19 protein-coding genes are annotated in these 21,469 nt (G+C 63.9%); 9 read left to right on the forward strand and 10 right to left on the reverse strand.

From position 1 onward, the window contains the following. The 5 genes from GJ668_RS15645 to GJ668_RS15665 all read right to left on the reverse strand — a co-directional run. On the reverse strand, positions 1 to 3,323 hold a 3,323-nt coding region (locus GJ668_RS15645), incomplete at its 3' end, for an Hpt domain-containing protein (protein WP_186343144.1). Between the two features lie 30 nt (positions 3,324 to 3,353). After that, positions 3,354 to 5,399, reverse strand: a complete 2,046-nt coding sequence (locus GJ668_RS15650) for a methyl-accepting chemotaxis protein (RefSeq protein WP_155451069.1) — start codon at positions 5,397 to 5,399, stop codon at positions 3,354 to 3,356. A 127-nt stretch (positions 5,400 to 5,526) separates the two neighbouring features. Next, positions 5,527 to 6,129: a chemotaxis protein CheW gene (locus GJ668_RS15655; protein WP_155451070.1), complete on the reverse strand. Its 603-nt coding sequence runs from the start codon at positions 6,127 to 6,129 to the stop codon at positions 5,527 to 5,529. Further along, complete coding sequence (locus GJ668_RS15660) at positions 6,122 to 6,571, reverse strand: response regulator (protein WP_155451071.1); 450 nt, start codon at positions 6,569 to 6,571, stop codon at positions 6,122 to 6,124. The genes GJ668_RS15655 and GJ668_RS15660 overlap by 8 nt, the downstream gene beginning before the upstream one ends. Before the next feature lie 112 nt (positions 6,572 to 6,683). Beyond that, complete coding sequence (locus tag GJ668_RS15665) at positions 6,684 to 7,094, reverse strand: response regulator (RefSeq protein ID WP_155451072.1); 411 nt, start codon at positions 7,092 to 7,094, stop codon at positions 6,684 to 6,686. 233 nt (positions 7,095 to 7,327) lie between these two features. On the opposite strand from GJ668_RS15665, the gene gshB reads away from it, so the two are divergent. The 9 genes from gshB to GJ668_RS15710 all read left to right on the forward strand — a co-directional run bounded on the left by gshB (position 7,328) and on the right by GJ668_RS15710 (position 16,283). Further along, positions 7,328 to 8,296: a glutathione synthase gene (gshB, locus tag GJ668_RS15670; protein WP_155451073.1), complete on the forward strand. Its 969-nt coding sequence runs from the start codon at positions 7,328 to 7,330 to the stop codon at positions 8,294 to 8,296. A gap of 59 nt (positions 8,297 to 8,355) precedes the next feature. Further along, the gene (locus GJ668_RS15675) at positions 8,356 to 9,462 is read left to right on the forward strand and encodes an FAD:protein FMN transferase (RefSeq protein WP_155451074.1); all 1,107 of its coding nucleotides are present in this window, start codon (positions 8,356 to 8,358) and stop codon (positions 9,460 to 9,462) included. Beyond that, complete coding sequence (locus GJ668_RS15680) at positions 9,459 to 10,439, forward strand: energy transducer TonB (RefSeq protein WP_155451075.1); 981 nt, start codon at positions 9,459 to 9,461, stop codon at positions 10,437 to 10,439. Before GJ668_RS15675 ends, GJ668_RS15680 begins: the two co-directional genes overlap by 4 nt. A gap of 137 nt (positions 10,440 to 10,576) precedes the next feature. Next, entirely contained in the window at positions 10,577 to 11,140 is a 564-nt protein-coding gene (locus tag GJ668_RS15685; protein WP_155451076.1) for a YqgE/AlgH family protein, read from the forward strand. Positions 11,141 to 11,153: 13 nt separating this feature from the next. Next, the gene (gene ruvX, locus GJ668_RS15690; RefSeq protein ID WP_186343145.1) at positions 11,154 to 11,564 is read left to right on the forward strand and encodes a Holliday junction resolvase RuvX; all 411 of its coding nucleotides are present in this window, start codon (positions 11,154 to 11,156) and stop codon (positions 11,562 to 11,564) included. Next, positions 11,551 to 12,084, forward strand: coding sequence for a bifunctional pyr operon transcriptional regulator/uracil phosphoribosyltransferase PyrR (pyrR, locus tag GJ668_RS15695; RefSeq protein ID WP_186343146.1), 534 nt, complete (start codon positions 11,551 to 11,553; stop codon positions 12,082 to 12,084). The genes ruvX and pyrR overlap by 14 nt, the downstream gene beginning before the upstream one ends. Positions 12,085 to 12,133: 49 nt before the next feature. Continuing rightward, the gene (locus tag GJ668_RS15700; protein WP_155451078.1) at positions 12,134 to 13,135 is read left to right on the forward strand and encodes an aspartate carbamoyltransferase catalytic subunit; all 1,002 of its coding nucleotides are present in this window, start codon (positions 12,134 to 12,136) and stop codon (positions 13,133 to 13,135) included. Next, on the forward strand, positions 13,128 to 14,414 hold the full coding sequence (locus tag GJ668_RS15705; protein ID WP_155451079.1) for a dihydroorotase: 1,287 nt from the start codon (positions 13,128 to 13,130) through the stop codon (positions 14,412 to 14,414). Before GJ668_RS15700 ends, GJ668_RS15705 begins: the two co-directional genes overlap by 8 nt. A gap of 72 nt (positions 14,415 to 14,486) precedes the next feature. After that, positions 14,487 to 16,283, forward strand: coding sequence for a sensor histidine kinase (locus GJ668_RS15710; protein WP_155451080.1), 1,797 nt, complete (start codon positions 14,487 to 14,489; stop codon positions 16,281 to 16,283). Between the two features lie 66 nt (positions 16,284 to 16,349). Here GJ668_RS15710 and GJ668_RS15715 read toward each other — a convergent pair whose 3' ends face one another. From GJ668_RS15715 to pilB, 5 genes are all read right to left on the reverse strand, one after another. Continuing rightward, positions 16,350 to 16,634, reverse strand: coding sequence for a hypothetical protein (locus GJ668_RS15715; RefSeq protein WP_155451081.1), 285 nt, complete (start codon positions 16,632 to 16,634; stop codon positions 16,350 to 16,352). A 292-nt stretch (positions 16,635 to 16,926) separates the two neighbouring features. Beyond that, on the reverse strand, positions 16,927 to 17,556 hold the full coding sequence (gene coaE / locus GJ668_RS15720; RefSeq protein WP_186343147.1) for a dephospho-CoA kinase: 630 nt from the start codon (positions 17,554 to 17,556) through the stop codon (positions 16,927 to 16,929). Further along, a complete protein-coding gene (locus GJ668_RS15725; RefSeq protein ID WP_186343148.1) occupies positions 17,553 to 18,443 on the reverse strand; it encodes a prepilin peptidase in 891 nt (296 codons plus the stop codon). The genes coaE and GJ668_RS15725 overlap by 4 nt, the downstream gene beginning before the upstream one ends. A 28-nt stretch (positions 18,444 to 18,471) precedes the next feature. After that, a complete protein-coding gene (locus GJ668_RS15730) occupies positions 18,472 to 19,719 on the reverse strand; it encodes a type II secretion system F family protein (RefSeq protein ID WP_155451082.1) in 1,248 nt (415 codons plus the stop codon). A gap of 21 nt (positions 19,720 to 19,740) precedes the next feature. Beyond that, on the reverse strand, positions 19,741 to 21,456 hold the full coding sequence (gene pilB / locus GJ668_RS15735; protein ID WP_155451083.1) for a type IV-A pilus assembly ATPase PilB: 1,716 nt from the start codon (positions 21,454 to 21,456) through the stop codon (positions 19,741 to 19,743). Between the last annotated feature and the right edge of the window lie 13 nt (positions 21,457 to 21,469).

The following is a 21,469-nucleotide window of genomic DNA, read 5'->3' on the forward strand; positions in this document are numbered from 1 at the left end:
CTCAGGCATGGGCGACCTCGTTTAGCTTCTCCGAAGCGTTCTTGGCGGAACACCAATTTTATCAATTGGTTAAACGAGATTCGCCCTTTTTTATGAATAATTCGGGTTAGAACATCTTCTGGCTCGATCGACGGTTCTTCAGGAGCTGCGCGTGATTCAGTCTCCGGCACGAGATCCAGCTCGCTCGGCAGCTCCAGATCCTCAGTCGCTTGCTCGATTGGCGCTGCCGGCTCCTCGACGTCCGGGGTCGGCGACTCCTCGCTCACGAGATCCAGCTCGCTCGGCAGCTCCAGATCCTCAGTCGCTTGCTCGGCGGGCGCTGCCGGCTCCTCGCTGTCCGGAATCGCGAGTTCGAGTGCGTCCTCAGCGAGCGACTCATCGAGCTGAAGTGACTCATCGATCGGGACGGGTTCTGGTTCTGCGGTGTCTTCGGGCGCGATCTCTTCAAGCGCTACGGCTTCGAACTCGGTCTCTTCAAGTTCGACGAATGACTCAGGCTGGGTCTCTTCGACCGCCGCGAAGGAGTCAGGCGTGAGGTCATCGGCGAATTCAGTGGCTTCCGGTTCCAGCTCCAGCGGTTCGAGGTCCAGCGGTTCAAGTTCCACAGGACTGAAATCGACGCTCGACGGTTGTGGCTCGCTGGCGCTTGATGCGGTGGGTTCCTGGTCGGACTCGGGCGCCGGTGTCTGAATGACGGGGAGCGTCAGTTCGGGCAACAGGGCCACGAGCGTCGCCGCTCCCTGGCCCGATGCGGGCAGCTCATCGACACGCTGTGCGATGGCCGCAGTGGCACGCCGAAAGAGTTCGACGAGCGGCTCGCTCAAGGGTTCGCCGCTCGCGCGTAGTGGCTTGACACAGGTTTCCATCGCTTTGGTGACACGGGCGATGGAGTCCATGCCCGACATGCGGGCGCTGCCGGTCAGCGTATGGAGTGCGCGCTCGATGGCTTCGTCGACTCGGTGCTCGTCGCTGGGTTCATCGCTCTCCAGGAAGGCCCGCAGCACAGCCAGATGCTCCAGGGTCTCGGTGCGGAAGATGTCGAGCAGTTCCTCGTCGGCGGCAAACAGACTGTCGTGATCGACGATGTCCTCGGCAGCCGGCGATGCCGTCTCGACCGGCGGTTGAGCGGCTGGCGGCGGCTCGCTCCCTGATACGTCACGCAGCTGGGTGGCGCGCATCACATACGGTTCGATGTCGAATTGGCGCCCCTCGGCCTCGGCTTCCACGAGGTCAGGCAGAACGCGCACCGCCTCGACGATACAATCCATGATCTCGGCTGAAGGACTGGACTGGGTCTCGATCAACCGGTTGAGCAGAAACTCCATGGCCTGCGCAAAGTCGCCGACCTGAAGCGCGCCGACCAGTCGACCACTGCCTTTGAGTGTGTGGAAACTGCGACGCAGTGTCCCTAGCGCCTCCGAATCGAATGGATCGGCTTGCCAGCGCGCCAACTGCGTGCGTGCTGATTCGATCTCTTCACCCGCTTCTTCCATGAAAATATCGAGGAATTCAGTCTCTCCATCCTCATCTTCATCCACGGACGTCAGATCATCAGCTGGCGCTTCGGGTGCGGACGGCTCGGCTTCGGAAAGGATCTCGAACGCTTCCGGGGCGCGTATCGCCTCCGGCTCCGGCTCCGGCGTAACGCTGATTTCGGCAGGCGCCGGTGGTTCGCCCAGTTCGCCAATTTCGGCCTGGAGCACTGAGATCGACCGTCCGGCGCGGTTGATCAGGGTATCGCCGAGCGGCATCGGCTGCTGGAGATGGCCGATATAGAGTTCGAGTCCGGCGACGGCATCGGCCAGATGATCGATCTCGCTCCCGCTCGGAAGACGCTGGTGGCGGACATAGGTGTTTTGCACCAGACGTCCCACGGCTTCCGCCAGATCGGCGGCTGGATTTTCGCCGAGAATGCGCAGCGCGCCCGACACGCTGGCCAGATAGCCGTGGATGGGTTCGAGGATCGCGGGGGAGTCCGGCGCGCTCTGCCAGTCGGCGATGGCCTCCTTGACCCGCAACAGCTCATAGCCGGCCTCGCGGAGCGTGGCGGCGGTCAGATCCGAGAGATCCATGTCGGGAGCGATGAGCTGTTCGGCGCCCGCGTCGCGCTGACCAGCCAGGGCCAGGAGTACGGATTCGATCCCCAGCAGCTCCATGGCGTAGGATTCGAGCCGTGCGGCCTGACTGCCGAGATCCGCGGCATCGAGCGTCTGGAAGCGATCGGCGAGCGCTCGCAGACGCGCCGGCAGGTTGCCGACTTCGACGTCTTCGAGTCGCGTAGCCAGACGACGCAGAGAGTCACTGAATCCCTGGATCGTCTCCTGATCGGCGCGCTCTTCGAGCGTGAGGCGATCGAAGGTCGACTTGAGCTCGGCGATCTCCGTGACCAGATCGCTCGCCAATCGGGCGAGTGCCGCGTCGGCTTCCAGAATGGCCTGAGTGTCGTTCGCTGCCGGCACGTCTGGCGCCGGACCGTATTTCATGCGGGCGTCGATGAGCGCGGCGTCTTCGATGCCGGCGGTGGTCAGAATGTCGAGCAGCTGCTCGATCAGGGTCTTGCTATCGACCTCGGGCCAGACGGGCGGACGCTGAGTCAGTGGTTTGAGCGCCCAGTCCAGGTGCCCCATGAGCGTGCGCGCGCGGGGGCTGGATTCGAGCCGGCCATCCCGCAGCGACTCAGCGAAGATCTCGGCGAGTCGGAACAGATCGGCGAGCAGTCCATCCTTGAGATAGTCGTGGAGCTGGCACAGGAGCCGTCCGAGCTGGACCAGCCCTTGGCCGTCGCCTCGGTACCATTCAACGAGATGACGGTGGAACTGGGGGCGCACCTGGCGTATGACCTCGGCCAGGATGTCCAGCTCCTCGGACATCCAGTGTGCGTCGCTGTCACGACCGGCGATCGCGAAGTTCAGCAGTTCCGAATGGGTCAGGGGCAGTTGGTCGCGGGCCGAACGCAGGGCATTGATGATCGACCACAGACTCAGCGGCGGTTCTTCGAATCCGGCATCCAGCCGATCGAGATGATTGCCGAGCTGATCGAGCGCCTGACCCATGACGGCGGTGACATCCGCGTAGTGCTCAGGATCGGTCTCGTCCAGGCACTCGGCGAGCTGGTGCATTTCCTCGACCAGACGCGCGGGCGCTGTCAAACTCAAGGCGAGCAGGACGCCCTGGATCTGTTCGAGCGCCTTGAGCACGGATGCTAGCTCCGACTCGGCGTCGAAGTCGTTCCCGGCCGCCACCAGATCGCGGACCGGCCCCAGGGTGGCACCGATCTCATTCTTGACCCATTTCAGGCCGCCAATCAGCTGTTTGTTCGCCACTGGCCTGTCCCTCGCACTCAAGTCCGCCCGTCAACCCGGCAGCCGGAAACCGGCCACCGATTTTTGCAGGTCGCTTGCCAGACCGGCCAGCACCTCGACCGATTCAGCCGCTTTGCGCGTGCCATCGGTGTTCTCTTCGGTGATGGTGCGGATGACTTGCACTGTGTCGTTGATCTCGGCCGACTGGCGCGACTGACGCTGTGAGGAGTCGGCGATGCGCTTGGTCAGTTCGGCGATATAGGCCGAGACGTTTTCGATCTCGCGCAGGGCCTCACCGGCGTTCTCGGCCAGATGCGCGCCCTCGACCACGCCGGCAGTACTGGCCTCCATCGAGCTGACGGCCTCGTTGGTGTCGGCCTGGATGGTGCGTACCAGCACCTCAATCTGTTTGGTGGCGTTGCGCGAGCGCTCGGCCAGACGCTGCACTTCGTCAGCGACCACCGCGAAGCCCCGGCCGGCCTCGCCGGCCATGGCCGCCTGCATGGCGGCGTTCAGGGCCAGGATATTGGTCTGGTCAGCGATGTCGTCGATGAGTTCGATGATCTCGCCGATCTCCTGCGAGGACTCGCCCAGCCGTTTGATGCGCTTGGAGGTTTCCTGGATCTGCTCGCGGATGGCATCCATGCCCTGAATCGTGTCGCGCACGGTCTGGGCGCCGCGTCCGGCCACTTCGACCGAGCGCGAGGCGACCTCGGCTGACTCGCCGGCGTTGCGCGCCACCTCGTCGATCTGCACCGTGAGCGACTGCACAGCCGCCGAGGCCTGGGTGATCTGGAGCGACTGGGCGCTACTGGCGTCGGCCAGACGCAGCGAAATGGCGCGGCTGTCCTGGGCCGAACCGGCGACCTGGGTCGCGGTCTGGTTGATGGTGGCGACCAGTCCACGCAGAGCCTCAATGGCATAGTTGAAGGCATCGGCAATGGCGCCGGTCTTGTCCTCGGTGACCGTGGCCTCGACCGTGAGATCGCCATCGGCCAGGTCGCCCAATTCGTCGAGCAGACGCAGAATGGCGCGCTCGTCGCGCTCGGTCTGCGCCCGGTAGGCCGCCTCACGGGTCTTGGAGTCACGCAGGAAGATCAGCACCAGGGCGGCGAGACTCAGGAGCGAGAGGGCCGCGAACAGCAGCACCGCCCCCGTGCCGATCGGCAGACCGATCAGAATGAAGCGACGACCGGCTTCGCGATAGTGCCCGAGCAGTGCCGACAGGGCCGACTCGACACCACCGGCGGCGGTCTGAATGCCAGGAAGTTGCCCGATGGCCGCACGCACGCCGTCCATGCGGCGCAGGATCTCGGTCGAGCGGGTCTCGAGCGTAGCGAATTGCTCGGTCATTTCCTGGAGCGCCGCGTGTGAGCCAGAGGTCTCGCCGCGTCCGCGCGCACCGGCGATCAGGGTCGAAAGCCCCTCGGCGAAGGCATCGGTCGACTTGACGGCCTCGGCGAGTGCCTGGCTCGCCTCGACACCGCCCATCAAATAGCGGTCCAGCGCCGACTCCAGCCGCTCCAGCCGCGAGACCTGGAGTCCGGCCTCCAGCACCAGCGCCGGTGCCGCCCCCTCGGCGGCGAGACGATTGGCCGCTTTCGTCATGGTCTCGCGCAGACGCGGGAGCTGCTCGCGCGACTCCTCGACCAGTTTGCGCACCGCCAGGATCGGCTCGCGCGCGGCCAGAATCGCGTCGATTCCCTGAGCCAGCGGCGTCCAGGATTGCTCGATCTTGCGCAGCTCGGTGCGCAACAGACTGGTCGCCGCCTGCTGGACGGACTCCTCGATGCCCTGACTCAGATCCACGAATCTGGCCTGGAAGCGCTGACGCTCGCGGCGCAGACGTTCGAGCGACTCGGCCTCGCCGGTGGCCGCTTCGCGCGCCGAGCGCGTCAACTCCTGAGTCAGGATCTGTTGTTCGGCCACGAGCAGGGTTTGACGCGCGTTCACTTCGTCGAGCTGAGCCAGCTCAAGATAGCTGAACAGTGCCAGGATCGCGAAGAACAGCGCGCCGAGTCCAAAGGCAATCGCAATCAGGAGATGCGAGCCATCCAGCGCGGGCTTGCCAAGATTTAGTGTGAAACGTTTCGCCATCTCGTGCCGACTCCTTGATCGATCCTGTCCGGCGCCTGCATTGGAGGCTCGGGACCGACAGGTCTGACTGCTTGATTCATGTTTTGATCTGCCATCCGGGGCCGATCACTCCGCTTGAGGACCGGGATCAGATGAGCGCCGCGTTGAGCAACGGATCGGTCATCATGGCCCTCAGTTCAATCACCGGCAGCGGCTGGCCATCGAGCCGATAGGCCGTCCCGACATAACGGCTGATTGGTCCCCAGCCCTCGACACTTTCGGCGATCCGATCACTGTTCTGGATATAGCGCATGCCCACGGCCTCGGAGACGACCAGACCGCAGGGGAGATCATCCTGTCGCACCACCAGGACACGTTCGCGTCCGCGAATCTGTTCGCGCCGACGCTCCGGCGCGCCCTCGTGGAAGCGCTTGCGAATCCGTGGCGCGCCGCCCGTGATCAGTGAAGCCAGATCATAGATGGGCAGCAATGTGCCGCGATTGTTGGCCACCCCGAGCAGCCAGGGTTTGGTGCCGGGAACGCGCGTGATCTCCCAGGGAAGTTCCAACACCTCAGCGATCTCGTCCAGGGGCGCGAGCAGGAGTTGGCGATCGACCCGAAACAGCACGGCGGTCCAGCTGTCCGGTGGACGTTCCTCGTCGGGCAGTCCGGCGGCACGGGCGCGACAGCGCGCGTCGAGCTTCTGGATCAGCTCGTGCAGATCGGTACGGGTGCGCTGGGTCTTAGCCATGGCTTGCGGGGCCGTCCAGTACGGCGCGGATGCGTTCGAGCAAGAGCTGGCGGTCGACCGGTTTGGTCAGATAATCCGTCGCGCCCTGGCGCAGTCCCCAGGTGCGGTCGGTCTGGAGATCCTTGGTCGTGACCATGATGATGGGGATGTCGGCGGTCTCGGCATCGCGTCGTAACTGACGGGTGGCCTGGTAGCCGTTGAGCACCGGCATGATGACATCCATGAGGATGACGTCCGGGTGTAGGGCGCGCGCGCGCGCGACGCCTTCCTCGCCATTGCAGGCGGTCTCGACCTGGTAGCCGGCTTTCTTCAGCGTCGTTGAGAGAATGTGCGTCTCAGTCGGCGAGTCGTCGACGATCAGGATGGTCGGACTCGTCTCCATGGTCGTCGCTGCGGCGCCTAGATCGCGGTGCGGATTCGATTTGTCTAGGGTGCGTCTCATGGCGTGCTCGGGACTCGAGTGCTTGATATCCTCGCGAATCGATCTCGGCGGGGAGCGAACGACGGCCTGGCTGAGTGGCTTGGGTGGCGATTCATGGGCGCTGGCGCTCGATTCAAGGCTTCTGCGTGGATGACGATTGACTCAGGCTGGCGCGCACCGCGCCGATCAGCTCGTCGGCGGTGAAAGGCTTGGCGAGATAGAGCTGAGCGCCGACCAAACGGCCCTTGGCGCGATCGAAGAGTCCATCCTTGCTCGAAAGCATCACGACAGGTGTGTCCTTGAGTTGTGGATTGTTCTTGATCAGCGCGCAGGTGTGATAGCCGTCGAGGCGTGGCATCATGATATCGACAAAGACGAGATTGGGCTTGAAGCTGACGATCTTGCCGAGTGCCTCGAAGCCATCTTCGGCGAGTTGAACCTCGCAGCCGGCCTTGGCGAGCAGTATCTCGGCGCTACGCCGAATGGTTTTGCTGTCGTCGACGACCAGGATTTTGGTACCGCGCAGATCTACTTCGTCTGGCATGCCAACTCCTGCTCGCAAGACGGCGTGATGGATGGACGGGCCGCGCGCTGGAGAGCGGCAGAGCCGATGTGTTCAATGTTCTCGAAACGGATTGCCATGGTCATCGATGTTGGAGTCCCTGGCTCGGATAGGAATTCCTGATGCCTGGAGTGTACTGGGATGCTAGGGTCAAGCGTCCTTGCATGCAAGCGACTAAACTCGGTTTTTCAATTTAGGCGCACGGTTTTGCTGTTATGAATATTCGTATCGGTTTCGTTATGGACCCGATCGGTTCCATCCGGATCAAGAAGGATAGCACCTTCGCCATGATGCTCGCCGCCCAACGGCGCGGCTGGTCACTCTGGTATATGGAGGTCGGAGATCTGTCGCTGCGCGACGGACAGGCCAGGGCGTGGATGCGACCGGTCGAGGTCGTCGATGATCCGCTTGGCTGGTTTCGACTCGGTGAGCAACGCGAACAGCCGCTCGACTGGCTCGACACGCTCCTGATGCGCAAGGATCCGCCGTTCGACATGGAATATGTCTATGCGACCTATCTGCTCGAACACGCCCAACAGGCCAGCTGTCTGGTCGTCAATGATCCGCGCAGTCTGCGTGATGCCAACGAAAAGGTCTTTACCGCCGCCTTTCCGTCGTGCGCGCCGCCGACGCTCATCACACGCCAGGCGCGCGACATTCGCGCCTTCCAGTCCGAGCACGGCGAGATCGTGCTCAAGCCGCTGCACGGCATGGGCGGCGCCTCGATCTTTCGTCTGCGTCCGGGCGATCCCAATCTGAGCGTGGTCATCGAGACCCTGACCCAGCATGGACAGGCTTTTTGCATGGTCCAGCGTTTCATCCCTGAGATCAACGCCGGAGACAAGCGCATTCTCATGATCGACGGCGAACCTGTCCCCTATTGTCTGGCGCGCATCCCGGCGCCGGGCGAGACCCGCGGCAACCTGGCCGCCGGGGCCTCGGCCGAGGCGCGCCCGTTGAGCGACCGTGATCGCTGGATCGCCGAACAGGTCGGTCCTGAACTGCGCGCGCGCGGTATTCTCTTTGCCGGGCTGGATGTCATCGGCGACTTTCTCACCGAGATCAATGTTACCAGCCCGACCTGCATTCGTGAGCTGGATGCGGCCCATGATCTGGACATCGCGGGTCATCTCATGGATCGCCTCGCCGCCCGACTGGGTGAGCGCGCGGCTCGCGTCCTGTGACATCCGGCGTGCCATCGGGAGGTGGTACGCACACAAGATTCAACTCGGGAGCCATCATCATGGGGTTTGTGCAGTTCCCCTCGATCTTATTTCGGCCGGCACGGTCGATCGTGCTGCTCCTCGCGTTGTCGCTGACACTGTCGGCCTGTCGCGACCGCGCGCCCGTGACCCTGTCGCACTTCGCGGCCTTCGGCGGTCAGGTGGATCTGAGCCTGGTCGCCGTGACCTCAGAGCAGGCCGAGCAGGCGGCGGCGCATGTGGCCCAGGACTTCGCGTATCTGGAGCGCGACTGGTCGAGCCAGGGAGAGGCCATGGCGCGTGTGAATCGGCTCCTGGCCCAGAGCGAGCCGTTCGTGCCGCCGCCGTCCATCGTGCCGCTGGTGCGACTCGGGCAGTCGCTGGAGTCACGGAGCGAGGGACTCGTCAACCTCGGTCTCGGACGACTCGTGGCGCTCTGGGGCTTCGAGTCTGGGGCGCCGGGCGGTTCGCTGCCCGCATCTGAGCGGATCACGGCGCTGGTCGAGGCGTCACCCTCGATGGCGTCGATTCAGATCGAGGGTCTGACCCTCAAGGGCACCAATCCGGCCCTGAGTCTCGATCTCGAACCCATTGCCCTGAGTCGAGCCATCGATCTGGCGATTGAGCATCTCAAGGATCTTGGCGTGCGCAACGCGCTCCTTCAGTCAGGCCGCGAGCTGCGAGCCATCGGCGAGCGCAGCGGTCAGCCCTGGCGCATTCCCGTGCGGCGCCCAAGCGGCTCGGCGGTGCTGGCCATCGTTCCGCTGCGCGGTGATGAGGCGCTGGCGAGCATCTCCGAGCAGGATCGTGCATTCACGTATCGCGGCCAGCTCTATCATGCCATTCTCGACCCGCGCACGGGATGGCCTGCGAACGGGGTGCGCTTGGTCACTGTCATGAGCGGGGAGACCGTGCAGGCTGCCGCCGCGGCCCGGGCGCTCTTCATTGCCGGTCCCGCCGCTTGGCCGCGCGTGGCCGGGCGCTTGGGTGTGCAGCACGCGCTGCTCGTCGATGCCGAGGGACGCCTGCACATGACGCCGGCGATGGCCGAGCGCCTTGAGCTGGTCGATGCCGAGGAGTCCGTCGAAATCGCTGAACCCGAGTGGTCGGTCTCCAGGCCCGTGGAGGAGGATGGCCGTCAACCATGACGCGCGCCCCGTTCACGACACTGGAGCCTCCACGCGAGCTGACCATACAGGGCACCCAGGTGCCGAGTACGCCGTTCATCGCGGCCCTGGCTGGAGCAGGCTGGTTGCACCTGCTGCTGATCCTGGCCGTCTCCTTCGTGCGGCCCGAGCCAGGCCCGCCACCTGAGTCGGCGATCGAGGTGATCCTGCTCAAGGATCTCGGGGCCAAGGTACAGAACCGCGCCACCGAGGCCGCGCTGGCGCAGCGCGATCAGGTGGGCGAATCGCCGCTCGGCGATGCCGCGATCCCGACCTTCGGCGAGGCGAGTCAGGACGCATCCGAGACGCCCGCGGAAACGGATACGCCGGTCAGTGAACTCCAGCCACCGGTCGCGAACGAGGCCCCGGCGCACGCTGACTCGCTCGCGCGTCCCGATGCCATGATCCGCCCACAGCAGGAGCCGCCGACAGCGCCGGTCCTGGCTACCGAAGCCGAGGCGCCGCCACGGCCGGACGTCGATCCGCTCAGGCCACGTCAGACGGTCGTCGACGCCGCTCAGATCCTTGCCAGCCAGGGGCTGGAGGTCGCGCGGCTCACCTCCAGCCAGGAGGCCCGCGCTGCCAGCAGCGCCAAGCGCGCACGGCGCAAGTCGATCAGCGCCAGCACGCGCGAGTTCCGCTATGCCAGCTATCTGAGCGCCTGGGCGCAGAAAGTCGAGCGCATCGGTAATCTCAACTATCCGCAGGCCGCGCGCGATCAGCGTCTCTACGGCAGTCTCATCCTGCATGTCGCCGTGCGCGCTGACGGCAGTCTTGAGAACATCCGCGTGGTGCGTTCTTCCGGCTTCGACATGCTCGACCGGGCGGCGATCCAGATCGTCGAACTGGCCGCGCCCTTCTCGCCCTTTCCGCCCGACATCGCCGCCGAGACCGATGTACTCGACATCGTGCGCACCTGGCAGTTCATGCGCGGTGATGTGCTCGGCTGGGAGCGTTGAACACGCTTCTCTGGGACAGCGGGACGAAACAACCGTATGATCGTCCTATCGACCCGAGGCCGGACGAATGCCGCTGGCCTTCTGCGGATGGCTTGTCGTGCTTGCCTCATCATGAGCCGATCAGGATACTAACGCCCATGTCTTTCAGTACTTCATTGACCAACCACCTATTGATCGCGATGCCGGGTCTGCAAGACCCCAACTTCGCGCGCACGGTCACCTATATCTGCGAGCACACCGATCAGGGCGCCATGGGCATCGTGATCAACCGCCCGCTGGATGTGACGCTCGGCGCGCTCCTGGATCAACTGGATATTCAGGCGGTGCGTCCGGGTGTGGGTGATACGCCCGTCTATCAGGGTGGCCCGGTGCAAACCGACCGCGGCTTCGTCCTGCACACCGCCGGCTACAGCTACGACTCCACGCTCAATATCACGCCCGATATCAGCGTTACCACCTCGCGCGACATCCTGGAAGCGATCGCCGGCGGTGAGGGACCGGATCAGGTGCTGATCGCCCTCGGCTATGCCGGCTGGGGCAGCGGTCAGCTCGAACAGGAGATGAGCGCCAACGCCTGGCTCAACGGCCCGGCGAGCAATGAAATCATCTTCCGCATGGACCCCAGCGCGCGCTGGATGGCGGCCGCTCAGCTGCTCGGCGTGGATCTCAATCTGATGAGCGGCGAGGCCGGGCACGCTTGAAGCCCGTGATCCAGTGATGACGCTGCTCGGATTCGACTTCGGCCCGCGCAAGATCGGTGTGGCCGTGGGTCAGATGATCACCCGCTCGGCTACGCCGCTGACCACGCTGCGCAGTCAGGGCGAGAAACCGGACTGGCTGCGTATCGAAGCCCTGATCCGCGAATGGCGTCCGAGTGCGCTGGTTGTCGGCCTGCCGTTTCAGATGGACGACACGGAGGTCGAGTGGTCGCCGCGCGTGCACCGCTTCGCCCGTCAGCTCGAAGGACGCTATCGACTGCCCGTGCATCTGGTCGACGAACGTCTGACCTCGCGCGAGGCCCATCGTCAACTCGCCGAGCGCGATCGGCGCACGCCCACCCTGGAAGCCGTGGACGCGCTCGCGGCGGCCCTGATCCTGGAAACCTGGCTCTGTGAGCAAGACTGACATCTGGAAGGACGCCACCGCCATCGAGGCGGCCATCGACACCATGGCCGTGCGCCTGCGCGAACGTCTGGAGCGCCGTGGTATCGCGGCACCACTCATGATCGGCATCCACACCGGTGGGGTTTGGGTCGCCGACCGGCTGCATGCGCGGTTGGGGCTGGCCGAGCCGCTGGGGCATCTCGACATCTCCTTTTATCGCGATGACTTCAGCCGGGTCGGCATGCATCCGCAGGTGCGCCCGTCCTATCTGCCGGTCGGGGTCGCTGATCGGCATCTGATCCTGGTCGACGACGTGCTCCAGAGCGGACGTACCATCCGTGCGGCGCACAATGTGCTGTTCGACTATGGCCGGCCGGCCTCGGTGACCCTGGCGGTGCTGCTCGAGCGCGACGGACGCGAGCTACCGATCGCCGCCGATGTGGCCGGTTTCGAGGCTGGATTCGGCGCCGATGAACAGATCAAGCTCAGCGGTCCTGAGCCACTGCTCATGCTGCGCGCCAAACGGGACATACACCGTTGATATCGACTCACATCGTCTGACACCCGTCCACCCAGCTGCCTGCGAGACTATGACCACGCCCAATCCCCAGCTCGACGCCCAAGGTCGACTCAAGCACTTTCTCACTATCGATGGACTGAGCCGCGAACTCCTGACCGAGATCCTCGATCAAGCCAATGGCTTCCTTGGCGTGGCCCAACAGGCGGTCAAGAAGGTGCCGCTGTGTCGCGGCAAGGTCGTGGCCAATCTGTTCTTCGAGAACAGCACCCGCACCCGAACCACCTTCGAGCTGGCCGCCAAGCGGCTCTCGGCCGACGTGCTCAATCTCAATATCTCGACCTCAGCCACGGCCAAGGGCGAAACAGTGCTCGATACACTGCGTAACCTGGAAGCCATGCATGTGGACATGTTCGTGGTGCGCCATGCCGAAAGCGGCACCGCCCACTTCATGGCCGCCCATGCTGCGCCGCATGTCAGCATCATCAATGCCGGTGACGGTCGCCATGCGCATCCGACCCAGGCCATGCTCGACATGCTGACCATCCGCTGTCACAAACCGGATTTCAGCCAGTTGCGCGTGGCCATCGTCGGCGACATCCTGCATTCGCGCGTGGCGCGCTCGCAGATGATCGCGCTCAAGACGCTCGGCGTGCCCGATGTGCGCGTCATTGCTCCGCGTACCCTGCTGCCGACCCGGGTTGAGGAGGCGTTCGGAGTCAGGGCCTATCACGATCTGAGCGAGGGCGTGCGTGACGCCGACGTGGTCATCATGCTGCGCATCCAGCGCGAGCGCATGAACAGTGCGCTCCTGCCGAGCGAGCATGAATACTTCCAGCTCTTCGGGCTGACCGAGGAGCGGCTTTCGACCGCACGCCCCGATGCCATCGTCATGCATCCGGGGCCGATCAATCGCGGGGTCGAGATGGACTCGCAGGTCGCTGACGGGCGTCGCTCGGTGATCCTGGAACAGGTCACCAATGGCATCGCGGTCCGCATGGCGGTGATGTCGATGTGTCTCGGCAACCAACATCTCGGCACCAGCCCGAGCCAGGAAGAAGCGGCCCATGCTTAACGCGCCTCGTCTCAGTATTCGTCACGGACGGCTCATCGATCCGGCCAGCGGGCAGGATGCCGTCGCCGACATCCATCTCGCCGAGGGCCGGGTGCTGGCCATCGGCGCCGCGCCCAGCGGATTTCAGCCCGATCGCACGCTCGATGCGCGCGGGCAGGTGGTCTGTCCGGGCTTCGTCGATCTCTGCGCCAGGGTGCGCGAACCGGGGCACGAGCAGAAGGCGACCATTGCCAGCGAGGGGCGCGCCGCCGCCGCGTCCGGTGTCACGACACTGTGCTGTCCGCCCGATACCCGCCCGGTCATCGACACGCCCGCCGTCGCGCGGCTGGTGCATCAGATCTCCAAGCGCCACGGCCTGGTGCGCATACTGCCAATCGGGGCCATGACGCAAGGGCTGGAAGGCAAATCCATCACCGAAATGGCCGCGCTCAAGCTCGCCGGCTGTCCGGCGCTCGGTCAGGCCGATCGCCCGGTACGCGATACGCAGGTCCAGCGACGCGCGCTTGAATATGCCGCGACCTTCGGGCTGCCGATCTTTCTGCTGCCGCTCGATCCGGAACTGAGCGCTGGCGGATGCGCCCACGAGGGCCTCGTCGGTACCCGACTCGGGCTGCCCGGTATTCCCGAGGCCGCCGAGACCGTGGCTGTGGCGCGCGATCTGGCGCTGGCCGAGCAGACCGGGGCGCGCATCCATTTTCGTGGGCTGTCCACCGCGCGCGGGGTCGAGATGCTGGCCGAGGCGCGCGCGCGTGGAGTGCGGGCGAGCGGCGATGTGGCGCTGCATCAGCTTTTTCTCACCGAGCACGATCTGGAGCACTTCGACGCCAACTGCCATCTCATCCCGCCGCTGCGCACGCCCGCCGATCGCGACGCGCTGCGCACGGCCCTGGCCGAGGGCGTGCTGACGGCGGTCTGTTCGGATCATCAGCCGCACGATGCCGACGCCAAGCTTGGTCCGCTGCCCGAGACCGCGCCCGGACTCTCGGGCCTGGAGACCGTGCTGCCGCTGGCGCTGCGGCTGGTCGCAACCGGCGTGCTCGATCTCATGGGCATGATCGAGCGGCTCACGGTTGGGCCGGCCTCCATCCTGGAGCGTGATCTCGGGCGTATCGCCCCTGGTACCGCCGCCGATCTGTGCGTCTTCGATCCGGACGCGGTCTGGACACCGTCGCCCGCGACCTGGATCAGTCAGGGACGCAACACGCCCTTCATGGGGCACGAACTGCGCGGACGGGTGAGCTGGACGCTGCTCGGCGGGCGGATCGTCTTCGAACGTTGAGTATTCGATTCGTATCGGCATCGGCGTTACAATCTCCCATGGCTGACCTTGCCTCATGGAACTGGAGACTCGATGCCAACCCCTGGGATCCACCCCTTCACCCGTTTCACCCGCGCGCAACGACGCGGCTCGGGCGCGCGTTATGGCGTGCTGTTCGCGGTCATCGCCGTGCTCTTCCTGGGGCTGATCGCCTCGCAGCTCATGGTCTCCCATCGCGCGGCGCGAGCGACGGCGATCACCACCGCCACCAATCTGAGCCTGGTTCTCGAATCCAAGCTGAGCGCCGATCTGCGTGCGGCCGAGCGGAACGTGACCATGATAGCGCGCGAGATCGATCACGACGCCATGCGCTCCGAGTCGGCAGCCCCCTATCGCCAGCGCCTCAACCACTGGCTCCAGTCGCACGTCGGCGAGGTCACGGCCGCCCTGGCCCTGCGTGTCTTCGATACCAACGGCGATTGGCTCTATAGCAGCCAGGCCGACGATCGTGCGATCAACATCGCCGACCGCGCGTTCTTTCAGCAACTTCGGAACGATCCAGCCCAGGGCACGGTCTTCTCCGAGGTGGCGACGGGACGTTTGAGTAAACGCACCACGCTGTGGATGGCCAGGGCGGTCCAGGACGACGAAGGGCGATTTCTGGGCGTGGCCGTCAATGCCATCGATGTGCAGGCGCTGTACGATCAGTTTGCTCAGCTCGAACTGGGGACGGATGGGTTGGTGGTCATGCGCCGTCTGGAGACCGGCGCCATGATCGTGCGCTATCCAGATCCGGTCAAAGTCGACAACCAGCCCGTTCCCGACATTCCGATCCGTGTCGCCTATCTGACTCAGGGGACCAGCGGCTTCATCGATATCCTGTCGCCGATCGATGGCATTCGGCGCATCCTCGCGTACCGGCGCGTTGGTGAGTTTCCATTCCTGATCGCGGTCGGCATCGCTGATGCCGAATATCTGGCGCAATGGCGACGTGATTCGCTCATGACGCTCCTGGCCTCGGGACTCTTCCTGGCGGTTCTGGTGTTGGTGTCCATCAAGCTCGCGCGGGCCGAGCAGCGTCGTGATGCGAGCGAGGCTGAACTCGAACGCCATCGCGATCATCTGGAGCACTTGGTCGAGGCCCGTACCGCCGCGCTTGCCATCGCCAAGGAGGCCGCCGAGTCAGCCAATCGGGCCAAGACGGCCTTTCTCGCCAATATGAGTCACGAACTGCGCACGCCCATGAATGCCATCATGGGGATGAACGCGCTGGCCCGGCGGCGCGCCTGCGACTCCAAGCAGATCGAGCAACTGGAACAGCTCGATAAAGCCTCGCGTCATCTCCTGGAACTGATCGATGACATCCTGGCGTTTTCCAATGTCGAATCAGAGCAATTCACGCTCCAGGAGCGAGACCTGGACGTCGAACGTCTCGTGATGGAGCAGGTCGCTCTTGTGCGGGCGAGCGCCCTGGAGAAGGGATTGTCGTTGCTGAGCGAGTGCGATCCGGCGCTCGCCGAGAGGCGACTGCAGGGCGATGCGGTGAGTCTCGGCCAGATTCTGCTCAACTTGATCGAAAATGCCATCAAGTTCACGCCGTCGGGCTCAGTGTGCGTGCGGGCGCGGTTGATCGAATCGGATACGGCCCAGGCTGTCATCTGTTTCGAGGTCCAGGATACCGGTATCGGGATCGCGCCAGAGGACCAGAAACGCATCTTCGAAGCCTTCGAGCAGGCGGACAATTCCAACACGCGCCGTTATGGAGGCACCGGGCTTGGACTGGCGATCAGTCGGCGTCTGGTCAAGCGCATGGGCGGTGAGATCGGTGTCGAGAGTCAGGTCGGGGAGGGCAGTACCTTTTGGTTCAGGGTGCGTTTCGCGTCAGCGTGATTCGATACCAGCGAGACGTTTGTGGTCATGGCGCCCGCCTCGCCGAGACGGGCGTCTGCGTTCAGATCAGTTGCTCTTGGTCTCAGGCTTGGTGTCCACCGGCGCTGTAGCCTGCGTCTCGGGCGCCTCCGTCTTGCGCGGCTTGGACAGACGACAGTGGCTCGACACCTGGACGCCGTCTTTTCTGGTATAGCCCTGCATCCAGCGACATTGCTCCTTGGTCGTGCAGAGATCCTGGGCCAGTCCTTTGCACTCAGAGGCCCCGAGGGCCGGTTGCCAGGTCAGGGCAAGCAGTGGCAGCGTGGCGGCAAACAAGGCTGGGCGAAGCATTGAGGACAGTGATGGGTGCATCGTTGAGTCTCCCTTCAAACCGTGTCTTTATCCTTGCTGAACAGGTCGCTCTCTGACTTCGATTCGTGATTGGCGCGATGCGGATTCGGACCCGATTTGAATACGGTTTCAGGAATGAAGGCTCGATTCGACAGTCTTTGTGGCCTGCGAGCGGAAACAATGAACCGGACTGTGACCCAAGCGCAGCGAGCGTCATGATTGATGTGTATGACGCGAACGTTTTATACAACGCTACTTACACGTTTGGCAAGAGAATTCGCTGTAATCAGCGCAAATTAAGCTGATTTGGCGCTCAAGCGTGTATAGAGCGCGATCGCTTGACCGCGATTTGGGTGTAGGCTGTGTGCAATTCGTGCAGGCGGGGTTCCAGGTCCACGCGCTCACCGCTGTTGTCGATGCGATCGTCGGCGCGGGCGTTGCGCTCCTGGCGCGGGATCTGGCTGGCGATGATGCGCCGCACCTCGGTTTCGGACAGACCGCTGCGCTCCATGACACGCGCGATCTGGATCGACTCGGGCACGTCGACGACCAGCACGCGATCGGCGTGACGCTGCTGTCCGGTCTCGAACAGCAGCGGGATCACCAGCACAGCATAGTCGGTCTGGAGCGCGGCGAGCCGTTCGAGCATGGTCGCTTCGATGAGCGGGTGGAGGATGGATTCGAGTTGCGCACGCGCGGCTGGATCGGCGAAGACGCGCCGGCGCAGTCGGGCGCGGTCGAGTGTACCGTCCGCAAGCCGGATGTCCGGCCCGAAGGCGTCAGCGATCGGCGCCAGCGCCGCGCCATCACGCGCCGTCAGCGCCCGTGAAATCTCGTCGGTGTCGATGACTCCAGCGCCCAGCTCGGCGAGCCGGTCAGCCACCGTGGTCTTGCCGCTGCCGATGCCGCCGGTCAGGGCGACGACCAGACCGACACAGCTCACGCCAGTCCGCTCAGACGCAGATAGGTGCCGTTGATCTGCTCGCCCCAGATCAGACTGATCCAGCCGGCGGCGGCCAGATAGGGACCGAAGGGCAGCGGCTTTCCTGATTCGTGCCGACCGCTCAGAATCAGCGCGACCCCGACCAGCGCGCCGACCAGCGCCGAGAGCAGGATGATCTGCGGCAGCGCCAGCCAACCGAGCCAGGCGCCGAGCAGGGCCAGCAGTTTGAAATCGCCATAGCCCATGCCTTCCTTGCCGGTGGCAAGCCGGAAGAGCTGAAACACTGTCCACAGACTCAAATAGCCGGCGACAGCCCCGATGATGGCGGTCTGGCTGTCGGTGAAGAGTCCGAACAGACTCAGCACGAGTCCCAGCCACAGCATGGGCAGGGTGAGGCTGTCGGGTAGAAGCTGGGTGTCGAGATCAATGACGGCGAGCGCGATTAGCGACCAGGTCAGGAGCAGCGCGGCCGCCGCCTGCCAGGTTGGACCGAACTGAACCACCACTATCAGCGTCAGCAGCGCCGTCAGTCCTTCGACGAGTGGATAGCGCAGACTGATTCGCGCCCCACAGGCTGAGCAGCGTCCACGCAATAGCAGATAGCTCAGGATGGGGATGTTTTCGTGGACGCGAATGCGATGCCCGCAGCTTGGACAGGTCGAGGCGGGCTTCGACAGGCTGAGCGGTGGCTCATCGGTCTCCGGCAGCGTCTCGTCCGCCCCCAGAAGTTCGGCGCAATCACGTCGCCATCCGGCTTCCATCATGCGCGGCAGACGCAGAATGACGACGTTGAGAAAGCTGCCGAGGATGAGTCCAAGCAGCACGGCACTCGTATACAAGAGCCAGGGATGCGTCTGGAGCAGTTCCAGCCAGGCGGGTGTGGACATGGTGTTTGGCAGGACTCCTGGAAACGACCTAGACGACAGAGGCCAGCTTGAAGATCGGCAGATACATGGCCACCACCAGACTTCCGACCAGACCGCCGATGACGACCATGATCATGGGTTCAAGCAGGCTACTCAGGGCATCGACGGCATTGTCGACCTGCTCTTCATAGAAGTCAGCGACCTTGCCGAGCATGTCGTCGAGCGCGCCCGATTCCTCGCCGATGGCCGTCATCTGGATGACCATGTGCGGAAAGATATCGCGCTGGCGCATGGCCAGTTGCAGCGATTGCCCCGTGGCCACCTCTTCGCGCATCTTCATCACCGCGTCCTGATACACCACATTGCCGGTTGCGCCCGAGACCGATTGCAGCGCCTCGACCAGGGGCACACCGGCGGCGAACATGGTCGAGAGCGTGCGCGCAAAGCGGGCGATGGCGGCCTTGTTCAGAATGGGACCGATGATCGGAATCTTGAGACTGGTACGGTCGACGATTTCGCGAAAACGCTTGGAGCGCTTGAAGATATAGGCGACGCTGTAGCCGAAGGCACCGATCCCGCCGAAGAAGGCCCACCACCATTCGCGGATCAGATCCGAGAGTCCGATGACCATGAGCGTGAAGGCCGGCAGATCTGCACCGAAGCTCGAAAACAGCTCCTTGAACTGTGGGATGACGAACAACAGAATGACCACCGTCACGATCACGGCCACGATGATGACGGCGGCCGGATAGAAGAGTGCCTTCTTGATCTTGCCCTTGATCGACTCGGTCTTCTCCTTGTAGGTCGCGATCTTGTCGAGCAGCACGTCGAGCACACCGGCCTGCTCGCCGGCCGACACCAGACTGCACACCAGGTCATCGAAATACAGTGGATGCTTGGCCATGGCGATCGACATGGCTGTGCCGCTCTCGATGTCCTGCTTGATCGAAAGGATGATGTCCTGCATCGCCGGGTTCTCATGTCCACGCCCGACGATATCGAACGCCTGAACCAGGGGCACGCCCGCCGACATCATGGTGGCGAGCTGGCGGGTGAACATGGAGAGATCCTGGCCCGTGATCTTTTTCTTGCTGGTGAACAGCGGCTTGGGCTTAGCCTTGACCTTGGTCGGGTTGAAGCCCTGACGGCGCAGATCGGCGCGCACGGTATTGATATTGGCCGCGCGTGTCTCGCCCTTGACCCGTGCCCCGCGCCGATCGGTGCCCTCCCAGGCGAAGACCTTGGCCTCTTCGGCCTTGGGTTTCGGCTTGACCTTGCTTGCTGTGGCGAGTGCCATGATGATGCGCTCCGTGGAAGGTTATTCCGTGGTGACCCGGTTGACCTCTTCCAGACTGATGAGTCCGGCCTTGACCTTGCGCAGTCCAGAGGCGCGCAGATCGGCGATTCCCTCGCGTCGGGCCTGTGCGGCCAGCTGCATGGAGTTTCCGCCCTCCAGGATCAGGCTCACTGTGGCCTCGGAGATCGGCATCACCTGAAAGATACCGACACGTCCGCGATAGCCCTTGTTGCACTTGTCGCACCCGACAGGCGCATAGATGGTCAGGCCCTCGTCGATCTCCTGATCGCTGAACCCCTCTTCGAGCAGGGCCGCGCGCGGCAGATCCACCTTTTCGCGGCAGTGCATGCACAGCCGGCGCGCCAGACGCTGCGCCATGATCAGCAGCACCGAGGAGGCGATGTTGAAGGGTGGCACGCCCATGTTGGCCAGACGGGTCAGGGTCTGGGGGGCGTCGTTGGTGTGCAGGGTCGAGAGCACCAGGTGTCCGGTCTGGGCCGCCTTGACTGCGATCTCAGCGGTCTCCAGGTCACGGATCTCACCGACCATGATGATGTCCGGATCCTGGCGCAGAAAGGCGCGTAGCGCCGCAGCGAAAGTCAAGCCGCTCTTGGGGTTGAGGTTGACCTGATTGATGCCCGCAACCTGGATCTCGACCGGATCCTCGACCGTGGAGATATTGATCTCGGGGTCGTTGAGGATGTTGAGCGCGGTGTAGAGCGAGACGGTCTTGCCCGAGCCGGTCGGCCCCGTGACCAGCACCATGCCATAGGGTTTTTTGATCGCCTTGAGAAAATGATCGCGCTGTTCAGGCTCGAAACCGAGCGCGTCGATGCCGACCTGGGCCGAGCTGGCATCGAGGATCCGCAGCACGATCTTCTCGCCATAGAGCGTGGGCAGTGTATTGACGCGAAAGTCGATATCGCGATTGCGGCTGAGCTTGAGCTTGATGCGCCCGTCCTGGGGCACACGCCGCTCGGCGATGTTCATGCGCGACATGACCTTCAGACGCGAGGTCAACCGATTGGCAAGGTTGAGTGGCGGGCTGGCGACCTCGCGCAGCAGACCATCCTGACGGAAACGGATGCGAAAGAACTTTTCGAACGGCTCGAAGTGAATATCCGACGTCCCGGAGGTGATGGCATCGACCAGGATCTTGTTGACGTAGCGTACGATCGGCGCCTCATCGATGGTCGCATCCAGGTTTTCGGTGTCTTCCTCCTCGTTGCCCATGACCTCCAATTTTTCCAGATCAGCATCGGCGAAATCACCGAGCGTACTGGTATCCTGAGCCTGGACCGCTTTCTGGATGGCCGCGTTGAGCTTGCTCTCTTCGACCAGGATGGGGTCGGTCGCCAATCCGGTGTGAAAACGGATCTCCTCCAGCGCCTGGTCGTTGGTGGGGTCGGAGATCGCCAGAAAGAGCCGGTTGCCGCGCCGCATCAGCGGCAACGCGCGATGCTTGTTGATCAGCCGCTCTTCGACCAGATTGGGCGGCAGATTCGAGGCTTCGAAGGCATCCAGATCGAGCAGCGGGACGCCGAACTCCTGTGCAGCCACGACCGCGATGCGACGGCTGTCGAGGAGCTTTTCCTCGACCAGATGCTGAACGAAGGATCGCCCCTTGGAGAGCGCGTCCTGATAGGCCGTCTGCATCTGGGACTCAGAGATGAGCTGATCCCTGACCAGTCGCCAGGCCAGTCCGGAGGGTTTGAGTGTGACTGAATCCTTCGCCATCGGCAGCCCCAGA

It is taken from the genome of Allochromatium palmeri, assembly GCF_009720725.1.
GTDB classification, from domain to species: domain Bacteria; phylum Pseudomonadota; class Gammaproteobacteria; order Chromatiales; family Chromatiaceae; genus Thermochromatium; species Thermochromatium palmeri.

Bases quoted from the DNA above. Each gene is read 5' to 3' on its own strand.
- GJ668_RS15650 (WP_155451069.1), bottom strand. From the start codon at position 5,399: ATGGCGAAACGTTTCACACTAAATCTTGGCAAGCCCGCGCTGGATGGC.
- GJ668_RS15660 (WP_155451071.1), bottom strand. From the start codon at position 6,571: ATGAGACGCACCCTAGACAAATCGAATCCGCACCGCGATCTAGGCGCC.
- GJ668_RS15730 (WP_155451082.1), bottom strand. From the start codon at position 19,719: ATGGCACTCGCCACAGCAAGCAAGGTCAAGCCGAAACCCAAGGCCGAA.
- GJ668_RS15705 (WP_155451079.1), top strand. From the start codon at position 13,128: ATGCTTAACGCGCCTCGTCTCAGTATTCGTCACGGACGGCTCATCGAT.
- pilB (WP_155451083.1), bottom strand. From the start codon at position 21,456: ATGGCGAAGGATTCAGTCACACTCAAACCCTCCGGACTGGCCTGGCGA.
- GJ668_RS15725 (WP_186343148.1), bottom strand. From the start codon at position 18,443: ATGTCCACACCCGCCTGGCTGGAACTGCTCCAGACGCATCCCTGGCTC.
- GJ668_RS15655 (WP_155451070.1), bottom strand. From the start codon at position 6,129: ATGGCTAAGACCCAGCGCACCCGTACCGATCTGCACGAGCTGATCCAG.
- GJ668_RS15675 (WP_155451074.1), top strand. From the start codon at position 8,356: ATGGGGTTTGTGCAGTTCCCCTCGATCTTATTTCGGCCGGCACGGTCG.
- GJ668_RS15680 (WP_155451075.1), top strand. From the start codon at position 9,459: ATGACGCGCGCCCCGTTCACGACACTGGAGCCTCCACGCGAGCTGACC.
- GJ668_RS15685 (WP_155451076.1), top strand. From the start codon at position 10,577: ATGTCTTTCAGTACTTCATTGACCAACCACCTATTGATCGCGATGCCG.
- GJ668_RS15715 (WP_155451081.1), bottom strand. From the start codon at position 16,634: ATGCACCCATCACTGTCCTCAATGCTTCGCCCAGCCTTGTTTGCCGCC.
- GJ668_RS15700 (WP_155451078.1), top strand. From the start codon at position 12,134: ATGACCACGCCCAATCCCCAGCTCGACGCCCAAGGTCGACTCAAGCAC.
- GJ668_RS15710 (WP_155451080.1), top strand. From the start codon at position 14,487: ATGCCAACCCCTGGGATCCACCCCTTCACCCGTTTCACCCGCGCGCAA.
- GJ668_RS15665 (WP_155451072.1), bottom strand. From the start codon at position 7,094: ATGCCAGACGAAGTAGATCTGCGCGGTACCAAAATCCTGGTCGTCGAC.
- gshB (WP_155451073.1), top strand. From the start codon at position 7,328: ATGAATATTCGTATCGGTTTCGTTATGGACCCGATCGGTTCCATCCGG.